This window comes from Parvularcula mediterranea (assembly GCF_013085255.1).
GTDB classification, from domain to species: Bacteria; Pseudomonadota; Alphaproteobacteria; order Caulobacterales; family Parvularculaceae; genus Parvularcula; species Parvularcula mediterranea.
Genome location: NZ_JABFCX010000002.1, coordinates 691,022 through 709,658 on the forward strand (window position 1 = coordinate 691,022; position 18,637 = coordinate 709,658).

Here is an 18,637-nt window from a genome sequence, read left to right on the forward strand (position 1 = left end):
TCCCCTGCATCCTGCCTGACGTGTCCCCGCCAATTCGGATCGTTTGCAAGAGGGTGCCCTGTCCTCCACAGAAGACATCGTTAGCCATTTGTCGCGGCGTGTATAGTGTCACAAAAGCGATAACCGTGCTAAATGTGCACGCTACCATAAGGATGTTGTATTTATGCAGCAGTCGCAGTCTGTATGCGTGCTAGGGGGCGGCACGGCCGGTTGGATGACCGCTGCTGCCCTTGCGAACAAGTTCCAGAGGTCGGCCGTGCCGGTGACCCTGATTGAGTCCGAGCAGATCGGAACGGTGGGTGTCGGCGAGGCAACCCTTCCGCATATTCGCTTTTTCAATCAGGCCCTTGGCATCGACGAGCGGGCCTTCATGCGGGAGACGAATGCGACCTTCAAACTGGGCATCGAGTTCTGCGACTGGGGTGCGCTCGGAGACCGGTACATCCACCCGTTCGGGGACTATGGGCTGCCCACCCCGGACAATGATTTCCACCAGCTTTGGCTCCGCGCAGGCAAGGTTTCCAAGGTCTCGCGGCTCGACGACTATTCTTACCCAATAGTTGCGGCGGAGGCCGGCAGGTTCCGCATTCCGGGTGAGAATCCTGACCAGATTGGCTCGAATTTTGGCTATGCGTACCAATTCGACTCGAATCTCTTCGCGAAGTTCTTGCGCGGCTATGCCGAATCGGCAGGCGTCGAGCGGCAAGAGGGCAAAGTGGTCGATGTCGCCGTCGATCCCGAGAGCGGCCACGTCCGGTCGGTGACCCTCGACGACGGCAGAACGATCGAGGCGGACCTCTTTGTCGACTGCTCAGGCTTCAGGGGCATCCTGATCGAGCAGACCCTCAAAACCGGCTATGATGACTGGTCGAACTGGCTGCCTTGCAACCGGGCGGTTGCGGTGCCGACCGAGCTCAACGGAAAGCCCCTGCCCTTTACCCGCGCCACAGCGAAGACCGCTGGCTGGCAATGGCGGATCCCGCTCCAGCACCGAACCGGCAACGGCCATGTCTACTGCAGCGATTTTGCCACCGATGATGAGGCCCTGAAGACTCTCATGGACGGTCTTGATGCACGGGCCATCGCAGAGCCGAGGCAGCTCTTCTTCACGACGGGCCGCCGCAAGAAGTTCTGGAACAAGAACGTGGTGAGCATCGGCCTCTCCGGCGGTTTCCTCGAGCCATTGGAGTCAACGTCGATCCACCTGATCCAGGAAGGCATCACCAACCTGATCGAGCTCTTCCCGACCGGTGAGCTCGAGCCCTACGACATTGACGAGTACAATGAGCGGATGGGCCTCAACTTTGAGCGGGTGCGGGACTTCCTGCTTCTTCACTATGTCGCCACCCAACGGGACGACAGTGAGATGTGGCGGCATTTCCGAAACCTGACCCTTCCGGATTCGCTTCAGGAGAAGATCGATGCATGGCTGACGCGTGGCTATGTGCTGCCCTACGAATTCGGCGTGTTCCTGCCGCCAAGCTGGATCGCCGTGATGCTCGGCCAGAACCTGGAGCCGAAGAATCACGACAAGCGTGCGGATCGCATTCCGGAGGCTGATCTTTTGAGATATCTTGAGGACATTCGCGCCAAGACCGCGAAAGAGGCGGAGGCGACCCCCGTCCACGCCGACTTCCTTGAGCGTTACCTCGCTGACGCGCCGCAAGCGGCCTGGCGGACGACCTGATGGACCAGCCTTCAAAAAAGCCTCTCCGTGTCCTGATCTTCGGACGTGGCATGACCGCCGAGCTGACTGCAGCAGCCCTCGCGGTCGGCCTTGGCAGCGCAGCCACCTGCATCCGTGTAGGGAGCGTCGCGCCCGCGCCCGACGACATTCTGTTCGGCAATGCCGCGGGGCCGTCGGCCTATGATTTTTTCCAGTCGATCGGCCTGACCGAACCGAGGCTCTTCCTTGGTGCCCCGACTTCGTTCTCGTTCGGCACCAAGTTCGAAGACTGGCCTGCGCCTGGCAGGAGCTGGCTTCAGAGTTTTCAGGCGCCGATTGAAACCCTTTTCGGCGTTCCGTTCCATCAGTTCCTCCGTGAGCGGAGCGAGGGCCTATCGCCCTACCTCATTGCGGCCGCTGCTGCCGAGGCAGGCAAGTTTGCCCACCCGCCCGAGGAACAGGGGCACCCCCTCGCCAAGGCTGAGTATGGTCACCATATCTCTCCAGAAGCGCTGACAGCTCTCGTCGGGCGCCATCCGGCAGTCACCGCGCAGGAGCGCTATCTCAGCGATGGTGCTGAAGTCCTCGTCGAGGATGGCGAGATCAAGGGGTTGAAGCTCGTCGATGGAAGGACCGTCGAAGCAGATCTCTACGTCGACTGTTCGGGCACAGAGCGTAAGCTCGCTTCAGCGGTCGGTGCGCGCTTTTCAGCAGCTCGGACCCTGGCAGCAGCCCACTCTCAGGCGGCCCTCACCTCGCCCCCTCCCGCCTACAGGACCGTCAGCCTCCAGAGCTTTGGCTACGATATCGACACCCCTCTGCAGGACAGGATTTCGAAGCTCCGCGTCTTCCATCCCGACCAGAAGCAGGAGGCCGTTGGCGATGAAGAGGCGCTGACCTTCGAAACCGGCCATGTGGAAGAGGCATGGGTCGGCAATTGCGTCGCCATCGGGCTTGCCTCTGCGGTTCTTGAGCCCCTCACCCCTGCGCCGATGATGCTCCTGGAGCGCGCGGTCCAACGTCTGGTCGAGCTTGCTCCTGATGCAGACGATATGTCGGTGGAGCGCCGTGAGTTCAATCGCCTCCACGCCAACGACACGAAGAACGCGAGCCTGTTCACCCGCGCGCTTTTTGTCGGCGACGACTTCCCCGACACGCCCTTCTGGGCTGAAGCTCAGGGCTCGGACATTCCCTCCGAACTCGACCGCAAGCTGAAGCAGTTCGCATCCCGCGGCGTGCTCGTACAGTACGATCATGAACCGTTCGACGCAGAGGACTGGGCCGTCCAGCATTTCGGTATCGGTAGGCGCCCGTCGCGGCACGATGCACAGGTCGATCAAGTCCCCACCGATGACATCGATCGTGCGCTGACGAGTGTCCGCACAACGGTGGACAGGGTGGTGGCCGCCATGCCGCCCCACCATGTCTATCTTACGAAATTCAAAGACTATCTGACGAGGAAGAACCTTGGCCAATCCTGAAGACAACCAGGTCCGCAAGGTCGTCATCGTTGGCGGCGGTTCCGCCGGATGGATGACGGCTGCCGCGCTGTCGAGCCTTCTTTCTCCGCGTGCGGTGGAAACGGCTCTGGTCGAGTCCGATGCTATCGGCACGGTCGGCGTCGGCGAAGCGACGATCCCGGACATCATCAACTTCAACGCGCTGCTCGGCATCGACGAGGCAGAGTTCCTGAAGGCCACCAACGGCACCTTCAAGCTCGGCATCGAGTTCGTGAACTGGTCTCGTCTGGGCGAGAGCTATTTCCATCCCTTCGGCACCCACGGCGCCGATATGCAGGGCATCGACTTCCATCAATTCTGGATGCGGACGAAAGCCGGCGACCCTCAGAGCCGGCTCGAGGACTACAGCCTCTGCTCGGCCGCGGCGATGAAGGACAAGTTCTGCCTGCCGCAGAACGATCCGCGTTCGGTGCTTTCGCAGATCCGCTACGCCTATCATTTTGATGCCACAGCCTATGCCCGCTTTCTGCGCGACTACGCCGAGAAGCGCGGCGTGAAGCGGCAGGAAGGCAAGATTGAAAGCGTCGCACAAAACGCCGAGAACGGGTTCATCGAAAGCGTCACGCTGGACAATGGGACGACGATCGAGGGCGACCTCTTCATTGATTGCTCCGGATTCAGAGGCCTTCTGCAGGAAGAGACGCTGGACGTTCCGTACAGGGACTGGAGCCACTGGCTGCCCTGCGATACCGCCCAGGCCGTCGCGTGCGAGCGGAGCGGGCCTCTCCTGCCCTACACCCGTTCGACGGCGACCGAAGCAGGCTGGCGCTGGCGCATCCCGACCCAGCACAGAACGGGCAACGGTCAGATCTATTCGAGTGCCTACATGGATGACGACGCCGCGCGCCAGTCGCTCCTTGATGGCCTTGACGGCAAGCCCTTGGGTGAGCCGCGGAAGATCAAGTTCCGCACCGGTTGCCGCGAGCGGTTCTGGGAGAAGAACTGCGTCGCCATTGGCCTCTCTGGCGGCTTCCTTGAGCCTCTGGAATCGACATCGCTCTACCTCATTCAGGAGGGCATTTCGAAGCTGATCTCGCTCTTCCCAACGGCGGACATGCCGGCCATCGTGCAGCAGCAATATAACAGCCTGCTGACGAAAAAATTCGAACAGGTGCGCGATTTCATCATCCTTCACTACAAGGCAACCGAACGCGATGACTCGCCGTTCTGGAACTATTGCCGGACGATGGATGTGCCGGACTCCCTGAAGGAACGCTGGGAGCTGTTCGAGCAGGCGGGGCGCGTGTTCCGCTTCGAGGACGAGCTTTTCTCCAAGACGAGCTGGATCGCGGTTTTCATTGGACAGAACATCATTCCGCGGACGGTCGATCCGATCGCAAGCTCCGTGGAGCTTCCCGCCATCGAGCGCAGCCTCGCCTCGATGAAAGGCGCCATCGCGCAGGCGGCAGAGCGGATGCCGACCCATGAGGCCTTCATCCGGCGCTACGCCCCATCGGGCATCTAAGAGAACAACAAAAGACTAGGGATCAGAGACGTGGACGATTTGAGGATCAGGAAAATTGTCGTGGCAGGCGGCGGCACAGCGGGCTGGATGGCAGCCTCAGCGCTGGCCATTCTCCTCAATGACCCAACCGTCAGCATACGGGTCATCGAATCTAAAGCGATCGGTACGGTAGGCGTCGGCGAGGCGACCATCCCGCATATTCGCTACTTTAACCGTCTGCTCGGCCTTGATGAAGCAGAGTTCCTGCGGAAGACCAAAGCCACGTTCAAACTCGGCATCGAGTTCGTGAACTGGGGCAAGCTAGGCGACAGCTACATACACCCGTTCGGTCCGTATGGATACAATATGGACGGGGTGCACTTCCACCATTACTGGCTTCGTCACCAGAACCAGCCAGGCTCTGCCCACGTCGATGACTACAACCTGGTCGTCTCGGCGGCCAAGGCTGGCAAGTTCACCCACCCTAAGACCAACCTCAACAACTCGCCGCTGAACACGGTCGAATACGCCTATCAGTTCGATGCCGCGCTCTATGCGCAGTACATGCAATCGGTCGCTGAAGCCCGCGGGGTACGGACGACCGAGGGCAAGATCACCAAGGTCAACCAGCGCGCCGAAGATGGCTTCATCGAAAGCCTCGAAATGGAAGATGGCGAGGTCATCGAGGGTGATCTCTTCATCGACTGCACGGGCTTCCGTGGCCTTCTGATCGAGCAGACGCTTCAGACGGGGTACACGGACTGGTCGCACTATCTGCCTTGCAACCGCGCTGTCGCCATGCCGTGTGAGATGAATGGCCCGCCCATTCCCTACACCCGCGCAACGGCTCGTGACGCGGGCTGGCAGTGGCGCATTCCGCTGCAGCACCGGACAGGCAACGGTCATGTCTATTGTAGCGAGTATATCAGCGACGACGAAGCCGTCTCGGTCCTCAAGAGCAACCTCGATGGCGAAGCGTTGGCAGACCCCAACTTCCTGCGCTTCACCACGGGGATCAGGAACAAGGTCTGGAACAAGAACGTCGTGGCGCTCGGCCTCGCGTCAGGCTTCCTTGAGCCGCTGGAGTCGACCTCCATCCACCTCATTCAGACCGCCATCGCGCGGTTGATGACCAACTTCCCGGACCGTCTCTTCAACGAGCATGATATCGAATACTATAATCAGCGTACGCTGCTGGAGTACGAGCAGGTGCGAGACTTCCTCGTCCTCCACTACAACGCGACCCAGCGGGACGATACGCCGTTCTGGAATTACTGCCGGACGATGGAGCTGCCTGAGACGCTCAAGCAGCGGATGGACATCTATTCAGAGAACGGACGGCTCTACCGCCACGACAACGAGCTGTTTGGCGACACCAGCTGGTTTGCGGTCTTCGAGGGGCAGAATGTCCGTCCGAAAAGGTATCACCCGTTTATCAACCGCCTGTCCGATGCAGAGCTTGATCACCGTATGACCGAGATGCGCCGCGCCACGCAGAAATGCATGGACGCCTTCGAGGATCACAGCACCTATCTTCAGAAGGTCATGGGCGCGCGCTGATCAGCGCAGCTCGACCTCTCCGGCAATCGCTGCCTCAAGGTGCGTGATACGCTGTTCGATCTCGTCCTTGGCTTCGCATTTGCGGCAGCGGCGCAGCACTGTCTTGATGCTCCGCAGGCGTCGCTTCGCAGTACCTTCATCTCCCTCAAGAAGGGCGATCAGGCCTAGCTTGTAGTGGGCGTCGTAGAGCATGGGGTCGAGGGAAATCGCGGTCTGGAAATTCTTCTTCGCGTCCTCAGTCTTACCGAGCTGAAGCTGCGAGAGGCCCTTCATGTAGAGCTGGAAGCCGCGGTTCTCGCAGGTGCGCTCCTTGCTCTCCTCGCCCTCGTCACGGACATTGTTCGGCACGGAAGAGCCGCCGCTGCTGGCGCCCTGATTGCTGGAGCCGCCCTGGCCCGGGCCGCTGGCACCTGAGGGGGTCGTGGACTGGCTCTGGCTCTGCGTCTCGCCACGCGCTGCATCACGGCGGGCGTTTTCGAAGGCCGCTTCCTGCTCACGCTCACGGCGAAGGGCGCAGCGGGCGTTGAGATTGAACTCCACCTCAGCCTTTGCGTAATCGCCGCGCCGGAAGGCATCCATGGCGTTGTCGCGCTGGATCGGGACCTCAATGACGATCGTGTCGTCTGCCTCAGCCTCGGCCTGATCGGCGGCCTCCTCATTGTCCTGAGCGCTCGCGGGGAAGGAAGCTGCCATCATGAAGCCGAAGGCGGCGGCCAACAGGCGGTTCTTAGTCATGAGATCTTCCCCAATCGAAGCGGTTCGACCCCACTATACTGCCCGATCTGACATCGAGAGACAATAAAGGCCGACACAGAGCGGAAAATCCGATCACAGCATCGCCGGCGGACGTCGGAGAGCTTCAAGCCTCTGTTTTCGTATATTTTTCTAACTCTGACAGTCAGGGGTGTGGCAAAATGGCAGCGCCGATGTTACTGTTATCATTCCAGAACGATGAGCGACCACGGAGGGAGAGAGGGCCGTCGGTCGGATCTGGCCTCGAGAGGGCGCTGCACGCACCACAATATCTCTTGGCAGGATGCGCTCTTCTATCTGGCGATGTTCAAGGTCATCGCGTATGCCGTTGAACGCTAGGGTTTTTGTCGCGTTGACTCGCGGCAAAAAGAAAAAGGGAGTCTGGGACGTGCGTCGCTCTGGTTCGACGATCAAAGAAGTTGCGCAAAAAGCTGGCGTATCGCCCATGACCGTTTCGCGGGTCCTGAACAATCAGGACGTCGTGCGCGAGACGACGAAGCGCCGGGTCTTCGACGCTATCCGTGAGCTGAACTACCGGCCGAGCATCATGGCGCGCAGCCTCGCCAATGGCCGCAGCCTGTGTGTCGGTCTCCTCTACACCAACCCGAGTCACGGCTATCTGAGCGAGCTGCTGCTCGGCACGCTTTCAGCCTGCCGGGAGCGCCAACACCTTCTGGTGGTCGACAAGCCGGATGAGGATCTTCTGCGTAGGGATCCTCAGTATGTGGAACAGACGTTCCTGCGCTCGAGCATTCAGGCCCTGGTCGTTGCGCCGCCTCTCTCGGAAGACGCTGAGTTCATGGCGAAAATCGCAGCTGCGGAAATCAGGTACATCGCGCTTGGCCCTGTCCATTGGGGCAACGGACTGTCCGTATGCATCGATGAGATCGCGGCTGCGGAGGATATGACCAGCCACCTCCTTGAGCTCGGCCACCGGGACATCGGCCTGATCCGGGGGCCCGCTGCGCACGCCGCGAGCGCCTTGAGGTTTGAAGGCTACAAACGCGCAATTGAAAAGGCGGGTATCCCGGTCGACGAGCGTCTGATCGCCGACGGTAACTTCGACTACCATTCGGGCCGGGAAGCTGCTCGCAGGCTCCTCTCGGGCGACAAGAAGCCTACGGCGATCTTCGCGACGAACGACGACATGGCCTGCGGCGCTATTGGTTTTGCTTATGAGCAGGGCCTTCGCATCCCGAGGGATCTGTCCGTGGTCGGATTTGACGACTCGCCGAGCGCTGCAGCCAACTGGCCGCCCCTGACGACCATTCGTCAGCCAGTGCGGGAGATGGCGGAGATCGCCGTCGGCTTGCTCGACGCCGACATTATGACGATCGCCCCTGACCAACGCCAGCGAGTTGTTCCGCACACCCTGGTCAAGCGAGAGTCAACAAGGCCGCTTCTCGACTAGAAGCGGCCCTGGTCGCTGGCTAGAATTCGAGATCGCTCAAATGCTCATAAGCGTAGCTGATCGATACGAGCGCGTCGTCCGGGTTGTCGTGCTCGACGAAGTAGTGCTCGACGCCCGTTTTCCTTCCCGTCGATAGGATCCGCGCGAAGTCGATATCGCCTCGGCCAACATCGACCATCGATTGATCCGTACTTTTCATATCCTTGATGTGGAGGAGCGGGATGCGCCCAGGGTTCGCTTCCATGATCGCAACCGGATCAAAGCCTGCAAGCGTGGCCCAGAAGACGTCGAGTTCAATCTTCACACGGTCCGGGTCGGTGCCTTCGAGGATGAGATCGAAGGGGATCACGCCCTCCACCTCTTCGAACTCGAACTCGTGATTGTGGTAGGCGAACTTGATGCCGATTTTCTCAGCATACGCACCGGCCTGATCGATCCGCTCGACCCACTGCTGCCATTGGGCAAGCGTCTGGCGCTCATCTTCGGGGAGGTAGGCGAGGATCGCGTACTCGGCGCCGACGGCTTTGGCTTCATCGATGACCGCTTCGGGCGTATCGCGGAAGCGTCGCCAATCGACATGGGACGCGACAGGGGTCAGCCCTTTGCTGGCCAGGATTTCGCGGACCTCGGCGGGATCGCGACCAAAGAAGCCCGCGAGTTCAACCTGGTCATAGCCGACATCAGCGATTTTCTGGAGGGTGCCCTCATAGTCTTCCGCAAGCGGTGCTCGCAGTGTGTAGAGCTGAACGCCAGGGGCGTAGTCCGAACCCTCGGGGGTCGAGACTTCACCGCCAGATCCGCATGCTGCGGTGAGTGCAAGCGCGCAGATGCCGAGAAACCGTTTCATAAGCCGATACCTTTTTCTTCCGTAGACGGTTGGCTCCGCCCTATGAGAACACACCCTGCTCGAAGAGGTCCGTGGCGTAGTTCGCAGCCCTTGCCGAGAAAGCCATGTAGGTGAGTGAGGGGTTCTGACAGGCGCTCGACGTCATGAACGCACCGTCGGTCATGAAGAGATTGTCGATGTCGTGGGCCTGGTTCCACTTGTTGAGAACCGACGTCATCGGATCGCGACCCATCCGCGCCGTGCCCATCTCGTGAATCGTGTTGCCAGGGGCCGAGAGCCCGAAATCGTCCTCAGACGAATAGATGATCCTGCCGCCCGCTGCTTTCAGCATCTCGGCTGCGTCCTTCGACGCCTTGCGCATCATCTTTTCTTCGTTCTCCCCGTAGCGCGCATCCATGACCGGGATCGGCACGCCCCATTTGTCCGTCTTCGTCGGGTGGAGGGTCATGCGGCTGTTCTCATCGGGGAGAACCTCGCCGAAACCGGTGAGCCAGAAGATCCACGGACCTGGATCGCGGTTCTTCTCTTTGAGGTCCTGTCCGATACCCGGAATGTCGGAGTTCCAGCCAACCCTCCGTGCACTGCCCTGATAACCAAAGCCTCGGACGAAGTCCTGATCCTGTCCGCCAATATTGACGTAGCGCGGGATGTAGATGCCGTTGGGCCGCCTGCCGAAATAGTAGCTATCGGGGAAGTCGTTGAAGACGGCCTGCGCCCTCGCGCCGGTGACGTGGTCCATCAGGTTGCGGCCAAGCTGGTCGCTGCGGTTCGCAAGGCCGTTCGGGTTTTCCTCATCGGCCGAGTTCATCAGTATGCCCGCAGACGCAATGGCCGATGCGTTAAGGAAGACGAGCTTCGCCGTGTAAGTCCGGCGCTGCATCGTGTTGGAGTCGATAACTTTCACGCCCGTGATGCGCTTCGTCTGTGGATCGTAGTCGACAGAATGGACGATCGCATCGGTGACGATGGTCGCGTTGCCAGTCCGCCTCGCGGCCGGAAGCGTTGCCGAGACAGCCGAGAAGTACCCGCCGAAAACGCAACCATTCTCGCATCGCGACCGGACCTGGCACTGGACCCGGCCGAGCTTCTTATGATGGTCCCGAGCCTCGCGCAGGTGCGCTGCGCGCCCGGTGATCATCTTGCGTTCAGGCCAGCGCTCCTCGATGGCGGCCTTGACCTTCTTCTCCATGCAATTGAGCTCAAAGGGCGGGAGGAAGTCGCCGTCAGGAAGCTGCTCAAGGCCCTCTTTCGACCCCGAGATACCAGCGAAGTTTTCGACATAATCATACCACGGAGCGATATCGTCATACCTGACCGGCCAGTCGACGCCATAGCCGTCCTGCGCATTGGCTTCGAAATCGAGAGGCGCGAAGCGATAGCTCTGCCGCGCCCACATGATCGAGCGCCCACCGAGGTGATAGCCGCGACGCCAGATATAGTCCGTTCCGGGAGCTGTTTCGTAGGGGTGCTCGGTGTCCTTGACCCAAAGCTTCTTGTTGACCTTGGAGAAGGCGTAGACGCTCTTCTGGATGTGGTATTCTTCCTCTTCCTCGTCGGTAAGAGGGTCGGTTTCCGCGATCTCCCATGGCGTTTTCTGGTCGGTATAGTCTTCGGCCGGATCAATGTTCCGCCCGCGCTCTAGCACCAGCACCTTGAGGCCGCGCTCGGAGAGCTCCTTGGCGACCCAGCCGCCGCTCATCCCCGATCCAACGACGATGGCATCAAAATCAGTCATCAGTGTACTCCAATACCGTCCTAGCCTGCCTTAGACAGCCCAGGTCCGGCCAATCTCTTTCAGGGGAACGCAGGCCTTCCAATCACCGGGGGTGGCGAGCCATTGCAGCTCCTCCGTACACCCGGCTTCGGTGGTGTAGTAAGCGCCGACGATCTCTCGCTTCAGCTGGCGGTAGGCGTCTGCGCCGTTGCCGCCTTTGTCATAGGCCTTTTCATCCATGGCTTTGACCATGGCCAGCCTCGCTTCGGCATCAGCCTCAGCAAACGATCTGTCACCGTCGGCGGAGAGGGCGTCGTGGACCTCTTGAACCTTGGTGAGCCATTCGATCTTTCCCTGCCGGTCGAGCCAGTTCTCATGCACCATCGCCAGGCGCTCAGGCACCCCGGCCTTGAGGGCTCCGGGGCTGTCCGTATCCGGCACGATGATATCGCTCAGCTGGCTGACGAAGGAACGGAGCTCTTCGGTGTAGAACCCCGACGCTGCTCCGTTCCGCGGATCACCTTTGGGATAGAGCGTTCCTGCAGGCACGTCGGCCTGACCCGTCTGCTGGCCACAGGCTGCAAGCGCTCCGGTCCCTGCAAGGGCGAGGAGCCCCTGCAGCATGTCGCGGCGGGATGCTTGAGGTTGGGTCATGCTTCGTCTCCAGCCGTTTTCGCGATGCGGTCCTTGAGAGCGTAGAGGATCGCAAAGAGCACGATGAGGGACACAGGGAAGAGGACGAGCTTGGAGAGCGCGCCCTGCCCTGCCGCAACCTCGACAGCCGTGCCTGTGAGCCCCGTCTCCTCAGCCGTCATCCGTGCACTGTCGATCCAGCCACCGATGATCGGGTTCCAGATGGTCAGCGCGAACATCCCGGCGGCCCCGACAAGGCTCATCCCCAAAGCGCCAGAGCGCGGGATGAACTGCGCTGTCACACCGATCATGGTCGGCCAGAAATAACAGACGCCGAAGGCGAAGATGATCGCCGAGACGTAGACCATCCCTCCCGATGCGGACGACATGAGGAAGAGCCCCAGCGCCGTCAGCACTGCGCTCATCAGGAGGACACCGAACGGGTTCAGCGCATGGATCAGGGGTCCTGCGAAATAGCGGCCCACGGCCATGATGCCGGTCACCATGCCGAGGACGATCATCGCCTGCCCCGGAACGCCGCCGAGCTGGGCGCCGAGGATGCGGTCGACCCATTGCTGGGTGCCAAGCTCCGATGTCGCGGTGATGCTCATGATGCCCATCAGGACGAGGAGCAGCGCTGCGTCTCGCGTCTGGCCCGTGCGGAAGAAGGTCAGCGCGAAGGTCAGCGCCACGACGCCGATCAGCGGCAGGAGGAAGGTGCCGGGAAGACCTCCAATGAAATCATTCGGCGTACCGATGAGGACGAGCAGCGCGAAGATGGCTGCCATCAGGCCAATGCCCTTTGCATCCAGATCGACCTTTTTCTCGACTTCTGGAATCGCCGGGAAGACCGTGGTGAAGACCATGTACCCATAGATCGCCGTGGGGATCAGCATGACCGCGATCTGCGGCTGCCAGCCAAGGCCTGCATTGGTCATGAGGTAGGAGATCACCGCGCCAATCACGATGCCGCCGGGGAACCAGACGTGGAAGCGGTTGAGCCACTTGGACTTATCATCCTTGTAAAGATCAGCGACCAGCGGATTGCACGCCGCCTCCACCGAGCCATTGGCAAAGCCGATGAAGAAGGTGGAGATCAGGAGCCCTAAAAACCCACCTGCTGTGATCGTCAGCACGAGGCCCAAAAGGTGCCCTGCGAAGGCGAGGATCATGATCAGCCTCGGCCCCAGCTTGTTGTAGAGGAAGCCAAAGACCACCATCGCCAGCGGGAAGCCAAGGAAGGCCATCGAGTTGACCCAGCCGAGCTGGGTATCGCTGAGCGCGAACTGCTCGGAAAGCTGGGAGAGGATCCCTGCCCTGATCGCGAAGGTCATGGCCGTGACGACCAGCGACAGGCAGCTCAGGAGGAATAGGCGATCCGCCTTGATCGCGCCGGGAGGCGAGGCAGCAGCGCCGGGATGGGCTTCAGATGAGGACAAGGCTTTCACTCCCGCTAAGTGCTTCGTAACCTCAGTCGAGGCCGAGCATCTTTCTGTTGGTTTCTGTACTGACGTCACCGCCTGCGAAGTCGTCGAAGGCCTTGTCCGTCACGCGGATGATGTGGTCGGAGACGAACTGAGCCCCCTCTCGCGCGCCGTCCTGGGGATGCTTGAGGGCGCATTCCCACTCGACCACGGCCCAGCCGTCGAAGTCATTGGCCGCCATCTTCGAGAAGATCGCACCGAAATCGATCTGGCCATCGCCCAGCGACCGGAAACGCCCCGGACGGTCGACCCATCCCTGATAGCCGCCATAGATGCCGCTCTTGCCGTTGGGCAGGAACTCCGCATCCTTGACGTGGAACATCCGGATACGATCCTTGTAGTGATCAATGAAGTCGAGATAGTCGAGCTGCTGCAGCACGAAGTGGCTCGGATCGTAGAGGATGTTGCACCGCGGATGATCGTCCACCAGCGCAAGGAAGCGCTCGAAGGTCACGCCGTCATGAAGATCCTCACCCGGATGGATTTCGTAGCAGACGTCCACGCCGCATTCGTCATAATAATCGAGGATCGGACGCCAGCGCCGGGCCAGCTCCTCAAACCCTTCCTCGACGAGACCAGCGGGCCTTTGCGGCCAAGGGTACATGAACGGCCAGACGAGCGCGCCCGGGAAGGATACGGAGCGGCCGAGACCTAAGTTTTGCGACGCCTTGGCGGCGTACATGACCTGCTGCACGGCCCATTCCTGACGGGCCTGCGGTTTACCGTGCAGCTCTTCGGGAGCGAAGGCATCGAAGGCCACGTCATAGGCCGGATGCACGGCCACGAGCTGGCCCTGAATATGGGTCGAAAGCTCGGTGATCTCGACGCCCCATTCCTTGCACTGACCTTTGAAGGTATCGCAATAGTCCTTGCTCTCGGCCGCGAGCTTCAGGTCCATGCAGACAGGATTATCCGAAGGCACCTGCACCCCCTTGTAGCCAGCATCGGCCATCCAGCGGCACGCGCTCTCCATCGTGTGGAAGGGCTCATCGCCCATGAACTGCGCCAGAAAAATGGCAGGGCCCTTGATAGTCTTCACGCTTCAATCTCCGTCCACGCAGCATTGTTACCGCTGCTTTTCACGAGCGCCTCGACGAACGCCATGCCCCTGATTGCAGGCTCCATGCCCGCCTTCACGCCGCCGCCCGAGCGGACCGCTTCGACGAACTCGAGGTAGATGTTGGCGAAGGCTTCAAGATAGCCCTCGGGGTGTCCCGGCGGCGTGCGGTACTGCGCCTGAATGCTCTCAGGCAGATATCCGTGGGCTGACCGAATGACCTCCATCGGACGGTCGGCATAGGTCCTGAGGAGCGTGTTTGGCTCCTCCTGATGCCATTCGAGGCCGCCCGTTTCGCCGTAGACGCGGATCGACAGGCTGTTCTCCCGCCCGACGCAAACCTGCGAGGCGGAGAGCGTTCCCTTCGCCCCGCCATCCATGCGGAAGAGCGCTGAACCATCATCATCGAGGCGCCTGCCATCGACGAAGATCGAGAGGTCGGCCGCAACGTGGCTCATGCGCTGGCCGGTCACGTACTCAACGAGATTATGCGCATGCGTGCCAATATCGCCCATGCAGCCGGAGATGCCCGAGCGGGAGGGGTCGGTGCGCCAGTCGGCCTGCTTGTTATCGACTTCTTTCGCCAACCAGCCCTGGATATACTCAGCGTAGATCTTGCGGACCTTGCCGATGCCGCCCTCAGCGATGATCTGGCGCGCGGCGCTCACCAGCGGGTAGCCGAGATAGGTGTGGGTCAGGCCATAAGCCTTGCCCGACTTCAGAACGATGTCGCCGAGCGCCCGCGCCTCATCGAGATTGAGGGTTGCAGGCTTGTCGGAGAGCACATGGAACCCCGCCTCCAGCGCCGCCTTCGCCACGGGAAAGTGGACGTGGTTCGGCGTGACGATGGAAACGAACTCCATCCGCTCGTTCTCCGGAAGCTGTGCTTCCTTCGCCATCATTTCTTCGTAGTCGGAATAACAGCGCGAGGGGTCAAGGCCAAGCGAGGCGCCTGTTTTCTTGCAGTTGTCAGGGTCGCGGGAAAACGCTCCGCATACGAGCTGCACCGCCCCATCGAGGCGTGCCGCGAGACGGTGCACGTCGCCGATGAAGGCGCCAGCACCCCCGCCAACCATGCCCATGCGCAATGGCTTGGAAGTCACTTGTTTCCTCTCCTGCCCTGAGTATTATGGTAACGCTAACGCTCAGAAGTTCCGGAGCGGATGTCAAGGTTGTCAGCTGTATTCTTGAAGGGGAGCACTGCTCTCGCCTTTAGCGAATATTGCGCTGCACAATGACAATCGTACCGCACCGTTCTTCTGCGGACCCCTGCGTGGCCACGGGGTCTGAACGCGACAGTTGAGGCCCGGGAGGACAGAACCGGGCGAGGCAAGGAAACGAGGCAAGTGTCGTCCTGAGGTCACCGGGTCATGCACTGCCGAAGGCTAGGGAGTAACGCTCATGGGACGGCGTTTCTGGGCAGGCATGGTCGCCGCCCTTTTCGGTCTGGGTGCAGCAGCGCCCGCTGCAGCACAAGATGATGCTGCGATGCAGGAAGCGATTTCGGCGCTGGAATCTGCGCTGAAGGGCGAGCTTCTCAACAATCCGTATACAACCCGCTGGAGCACAGAGGGCAACGGCGTACGCGGCAAGGTGGTCCGTTCGGACACTGCCCCAGGCGGTGCAGCGTTTGAAGTCTCGGTCAAACGCTCCTTCCAGAACGCCTGGGAGGGCCGCGTGACCGTGCCGCTCGAGAAGGACATCGAGAAAGGCGACATGATCGAAGTCTCGATCTACCTCCGCGCCGAGAAGCTTCCCAAATCGATGCAGGCCGGCAATGTGGACCTTCAGGTCGTTCGCACCCGCGAGCCCTATGACAACATCATGAGCGAGAACATCCGTCCGGGTTCGGATTGGCAGCTCTACACCGTCCGCGGCGTCGCAGGTCGCGATTTTGATGCGGACCAGACAGTGTTCGGCGTCAACATGGGATCGGCAAAACAGACGCTCCAGCTCGGCTCGGTCTACGTCGTCCGCAAGCAGCAGTAGCGCTGCCGCTCCACGCAACAGAACCTCGGAAGGCCGCGGGCAGCATTGCCAGCGGCCTTTCTTTTTGCCGGCCCTTGGCTCACCGGCCTGCTCATGTTAGCGCAAACATCATGCGAGCGCCTCAAATTCTCAAGGGGCCCTCACGGGAGCCAATGCCATGACCTTCACCCCCAGCCGTCGCGAAACCCTCCTTGGCGCGGCAAGCCTGCTCGCCGCTGCCGGCTGTTCCCAGAGCGCTCCTGCACCCTCCCCGTCGCTCGCCTCTCTCGCTGCCGAAAAGGGGCTCAAGTTCGGCACCGCGATGAACTCGCGGCAGCTGTCGGACCCCCGCTACATCGACCTTGTGCTGAAGGAATGCGCCGTGATCGTCGCAGAGAACGAGCACAAGATGTACACGATCCAGCCAAGCCCCGACGCGATGGATTTCTCCCGCGGCGACGCCCTCGCCGCCTTCGCACGGGAAAACGGCCTCGGGATGCGCGGCCACACCGTCGTCTGGCACCACCCCAGATGGCTTCCCGACTGGATCAACAATTCCGTGTTTGGATCAGCTGCCGAGGCTGAAGCTGAACTCACTCGCTATATCAATGCCGTCGCAAGCCGTGATCAGGATGTCATATACTCCTGGGATGTCATCAACGAGGCTGTGGACGACCAGACCGGAGAGCTGCGCGAGACCTCCTACTCCCGCGCCATGGGCGGCGGGGCAGAGGTGATCGACTTCTGTTTTCGCCAGACGAAGGAAGCCGCTCCGAATGCGACCCTGGCGTACAATGACTATATGAGCTGGGAGCCTGGGACGCAGAACCACAGGCGAGGAGTCCTCAGGCTTCTCGAAGAGCTCAAAAAGCGCGGCACACCGATCGATGCCCTCGGCATCCAAAGCCACTCGAACTACGGCATGCCCGACGAATTCACGGCGGAGCGGAAGCGCGAGTGGAAAGCCTTCGTTGATGAAGTCGTGGGCATGGGCCTCGACATCTACCTGACGGAGTTCGACGTCAACGACACAAGGCTGGACCCCGACCCAGCCCTCCGCGACCGGCTGATCGCAACCTATACGGAAGAATATCTCGGGATGATGCTGGACTATCCCCAGACCAAGGACATCCTCCTCTGGGGCATGGTCGACAAGGACAGCTGGCTCCAGACCTTCCTGCCGCGGGATGACGGCGTCGAGAAACGCCCCGTACCCTGGGACTCGGACTACCAGCCGAAGCCCATGCGGGAGGCCATCGCGCGAGCGCTCAAGGCTGCGCCGGCTCGGTAGGAGATCTCGTTCTCCTTCCCTCAGGATACGAACGTCTTCCACGGTCAGGCCATAGATCCGATGCCCATCACTGCCGGAGAAACCAAGGCATTGAAGGATCTTCAAGACTTCTGAGCTAGTCCAATGCGATGGCTTGGATCAGGTGGGTCAGGCAGAGCGTTCACGCTTCTTGTTTCGCGCTTGCGACGCTCTTCGCGACCGCATCGATCGCTCATGCTCAAGTGCCCCTGATCGTCGTCTCCGTGACAGAGCTCGACTTTGGAAAGCTCATGGGCTCAGCAAGTGGCGGGACGGTGAACCTGACCGACGGCGGGGTCAGGACCACGTCGGGCGGAGTGACAGGCGTCGACCTCGATTACTTCGCAGTCGAGATCGAGATCATGGGAACACCGAACGCGAAGTACGTCTTTGACGAGCCCAGGAAGGTCCCCCTTGCACACCCCACAGGGGGCGCGTCGATCGAGATCCGGGCCGTTGACTGCAATCCGAACAAGCGCGGGACCCTGGACACAACAGGACGCGCGACGATCCGCTGCGGCGGAGCCTTGGTAGTACCGGCCAGCCCCTTGGCGGGGCTCTATGCCTCCACAGTCTTCATCGACTTCGACTACAAATAGTCCTGCCAGCGACGCAGAGACCGGTGAGCCGGGTCGGTCAGGTTTGATTCACTTTAGCCACGCCCATTGCACATAGTTCTTCAAGGCCATGTGATTAAATATCGATCCATCGGGCCAGTGGGGGTCCATCTAAAATGGGCATCTCGGGTACCCGTGGAGAGAACAGTGAAAAGAACGATCCTCAAGGCGTGCTCGGCCGCCTCGACCGCTATCCTTGCCGTCACCAGCATCGCCGCCGCTCAGGACACCGCGGACTTCACCGCGAGCGCGCTGATCCTTGAAGCCATCACGGTCACGAAGTCGACGGACCTCGACTTCGCATCGATCGCGCCGGATGCATCTACGGCCGCAACCGTTGAAGTCACCCCGGCGGGCGCACGGAACTGCGGGGCTATCCTGACCTGTTCCGGAACCGTCAGTGCAGCGAGCTTTAGCGTTACCGGCGCCGACGGCGCGACCTTCGCTGTCACCCTTCCCGCAGCCGCCAACATCACGTCCGGTGCAGATACCATGCTTGTGGACACGTTTACTTCATCGCTTACGGGTAACACTGGGACCCTGACCGGCGGTGCGGCGACGTTTTCGCTTGGTGCGACTTTAAATGTCGGCGCCGCGCAGCCAGCGGGTTCCTACACGGGCACCTTCACGGTGACCGTCGACTACAACTAAATC

At 60.9% G+C, this 18,637-nt stretch carries 16 protein-coding genes; 9 read left to right on the forward strand and 7 right to left on the reverse strand.

Features of this window, described 5'->3' with window-relative positions; all coding sequences use genetic code 11:
- Positions 1–163: 163 nt before the first annotated feature.
- The 4 genes from HK107_RS03945 to HK107_RS03960 are packed head-to-tail and all read left to right on the forward strand — an operon-like array spanning position 164 to position 6,190.
- Entirely contained in the window at positions 164–1,687 is a 1,524-nt protein-coding gene (locus HK107_RS03945; protein WP_173196969.1) for a tryptophan halogenase family protein, read from the forward strand.
- On the forward strand, positions 1,687–3,147 hold the full coding sequence (locus HK107_RS03950; RefSeq protein WP_173196971.1) for a tryptophan 7-halogenase: 1,461 nt from the start codon (positions 1,687–1,689) through the stop codon (positions 3,145–3,147). The genes HK107_RS03945 and HK107_RS03950 overlap by 1 nt, the downstream gene beginning before the upstream one ends.
- Complete coding sequence (locus HK107_RS03955; protein ID WP_198912285.1) at positions 3,134–4,651, forward strand: tryptophan halogenase family protein; 1,518 nt, start codon at positions 3,134–3,136, stop codon at positions 4,649–4,651. Before HK107_RS03950 ends, HK107_RS03955 begins: the two co-directional genes overlap by 14 nt.
- Before the next feature lie 30 nt (positions 4,652–4,681).
- Complete coding sequence (locus HK107_RS03960; protein WP_173196973.1) at positions 4,682–6,190, forward strand: tryptophan halogenase family protein; 1,509 nt, start codon at positions 4,682–4,684, stop codon at positions 6,188–6,190.
- Here HK107_RS03960 and HK107_RS03965 read toward each other — a convergent pair whose 3' ends face one another.
- Complete coding sequence (locus HK107_RS03965; RefSeq protein ID WP_173196975.1) at positions 6,191–6,925, reverse strand: tetratricopeptide repeat protein; 735 nt, start codon at positions 6,923–6,925, stop codon at positions 6,191–6,193.
- A gap of 340 nt (positions 6,926–7,265) precedes the next feature.
- Between HK107_RS03965 and HK107_RS15490 the strand changes: the two genes are divergently transcribed.
- The gene (locus HK107_RS15490) at positions 7,266–8,354 is read left to right on the forward strand and encodes a LacI family DNA-binding transcriptional regulator (protein WP_269815570.1); all 1,089 of its coding nucleotides are present in this window, start codon (positions 7,266–7,268) and stop codon (positions 8,352–8,354) included.
- Positions 8,355–8,373: 19 nt separating this feature from the next.
- Here HK107_RS15490 and HK107_RS03975 read toward each other — a convergent pair whose 3' ends face one another.
- The 6 genes from HK107_RS03975 to HK107_RS04000 form a co-directional block, all read right to left on the reverse strand.
- Complete coding sequence (locus HK107_RS03975) at positions 8,374–9,201, reverse strand: sugar phosphate isomerase/epimerase family protein (protein WP_173196977.1); 828 nt, start codon at positions 9,199–9,201, stop codon at positions 8,374–8,376.
- A 40-nt stretch (positions 9,202–9,241) separates the two neighbouring features.
- Entirely contained in the window at positions 9,242–10,936 is a 1,695-nt protein-coding gene (locus HK107_RS03980; protein WP_173196978.1) for a GMC family oxidoreductase, read from the reverse strand.
- Positions 10,937–10,966: 30 nt separating this feature from the next.
- Positions 10,967–11,569 (reverse strand): gluconate 2-dehydrogenase subunit 3 family protein, encoded by a 603-nt coding sequence (locus tag HK107_RS03985; protein ID WP_173196980.1) that lies wholly within the window; start codon positions 11,567–11,569, stop codon positions 10,967–10,969.
- Entirely contained in the window at positions 11,566–12,882 is a 1,317-nt protein-coding gene (locus HK107_RS03990; protein WP_173198734.1) for an MFS transporter, read from the reverse strand. The genes HK107_RS03985 and HK107_RS03990 overlap by 4 nt, the downstream gene beginning before the upstream one ends.
- 136 nt (positions 12,883–13,018) lie before the next feature.
- Positions 13,019–14,071, reverse strand: coding sequence for a sugar phosphate isomerase/epimerase family protein (locus HK107_RS03995; protein WP_173196982.1), 1,053 nt, complete (start codon positions 14,069–14,071; stop codon positions 13,019–13,021).
- On the reverse strand, positions 14,068–15,165 hold the full coding sequence (locus HK107_RS04000; protein ID WP_173198737.1) for a Gfo/Idh/MocA family protein: 1,098 nt from the start codon (positions 15,163–15,165) through the stop codon (positions 14,068–14,070). Before HK107_RS04000 ends, HK107_RS03995 begins: the two co-directional genes overlap by 4 nt.
- Positions 15,166–15,490: 325 nt before the next feature.
- On the opposite strand from HK107_RS04000, the gene HK107_RS04005 reads away from it, so the two are divergent.
- From HK107_RS04005 to HK107_RS04020, 4 genes are all read left to right on the forward strand, one after another.
- Positions 15,491–16,078 (forward strand): hypothetical protein, encoded by a 588-nt coding sequence (locus HK107_RS04005; RefSeq protein WP_173196984.1) that lies wholly within the window; start codon positions 15,491–15,493, stop codon positions 16,076–16,078.
- Positions 16,079–16,235: 157 nt separating this feature from the next.
- Positions 16,236–17,348, forward strand: a complete 1,113-nt coding sequence (locus HK107_RS04010) for an endo-1,4-beta-xylanase (RefSeq protein ID WP_173196985.1) — start codon at positions 16,236–16,238, stop codon at positions 17,346–17,348.
- A gap of 221 nt (positions 17,349–17,569) precedes the next feature.
- On the forward strand, positions 17,570–17,965 hold the full coding sequence (locus HK107_RS04015; protein ID WP_173196987.1) for a DUF4402 domain-containing protein: 396 nt from the start codon (positions 17,570–17,572) through the stop codon (positions 17,963–17,965).
- Between the two features lie 165 nt (positions 17,966–18,130).
- Entirely contained in the window at positions 18,131–18,634 is a 504-nt protein-coding gene (locus tag HK107_RS04020) for a DUF4402 domain-containing protein (RefSeq protein ID WP_198912288.1), read from the forward strand.
- Positions 18,635–18,637: the final 3 nt, after the last annotated feature.

Bases quoted from the DNA above. Each gene is read 5' to 3' on its own strand.
- HK107_RS03945 (WP_173196969.1), top strand. From the start codon at position 164: ATGCAGCAGTCGCAGTCTGTATGCGTGCTAGGGGGCGGCACGGCCGGT.
- HK107_RS03950 (WP_173196971.1), top strand. From the start codon at position 1,687: ATGGACCAGCCTTCAAAAAAGCCTCTCCGTGTCCTGATCTTCGGACGT.
- HK107_RS03965 (WP_173196975.1), bottom strand. From the start codon at position 6,925: ATGACTAAGAACCGCCTGTTGGCCGCCGCCTTCGGCTTCATGATGGCA.
- HK107_RS15490 (WP_269815570.1), top strand. From the start codon at position 7,266: ATGCCGTTGAACGCTAGGGTTTTTGTCGCGTTGACTCGCGGCAAAAAG.
- HK107_RS03975 (WP_173196977.1), bottom strand. From the start codon at position 9,201: ATGAAACGGTTTCTCGGCATCTGCGCGCTTGCACTCACCGCAGCATGC.
- HK107_RS03980 (WP_173196978.1), bottom strand. From the start codon at position 10,936: ATGACTGATTTTGATGCCATCGTCGTTGGATCGGGGATGAGCGGCGGC.
- HK107_RS03985 (WP_173196980.1), bottom strand. From the start codon at position 11,569: ATGACCCAACCTCAAGCATCCCGCCGCGACATGCTGCAGGGGCTCCTC.
- HK107_RS03990 (WP_173198734.1), bottom strand. From the start codon at position 12,882: ATGACCTTCGCGATCAGGGCAGGGATCCTCTCCCAGCTTTCCGAGCAG.
- HK107_RS04000 (WP_173198737.1), bottom strand. From the start codon at position 15,165: ATGGTTGGCGGGGGTGCTGGCGCCTTCATCGGCGACGTGCACCGTCTC.
- HK107_RS04005 (WP_173196984.1), top strand. From the start codon at position 15,491: ATGGGACGGCGTTTCTGGGCAGGCATGGTCGCCGCCCTTTTCGGTCTG.
- HK107_RS04010 (WP_173196985.1), top strand. From the start codon at position 16,236: ATGACCTTCACCCCCAGCCGTCGCGAAACCCTCCTTGGCGCGGCAAGC.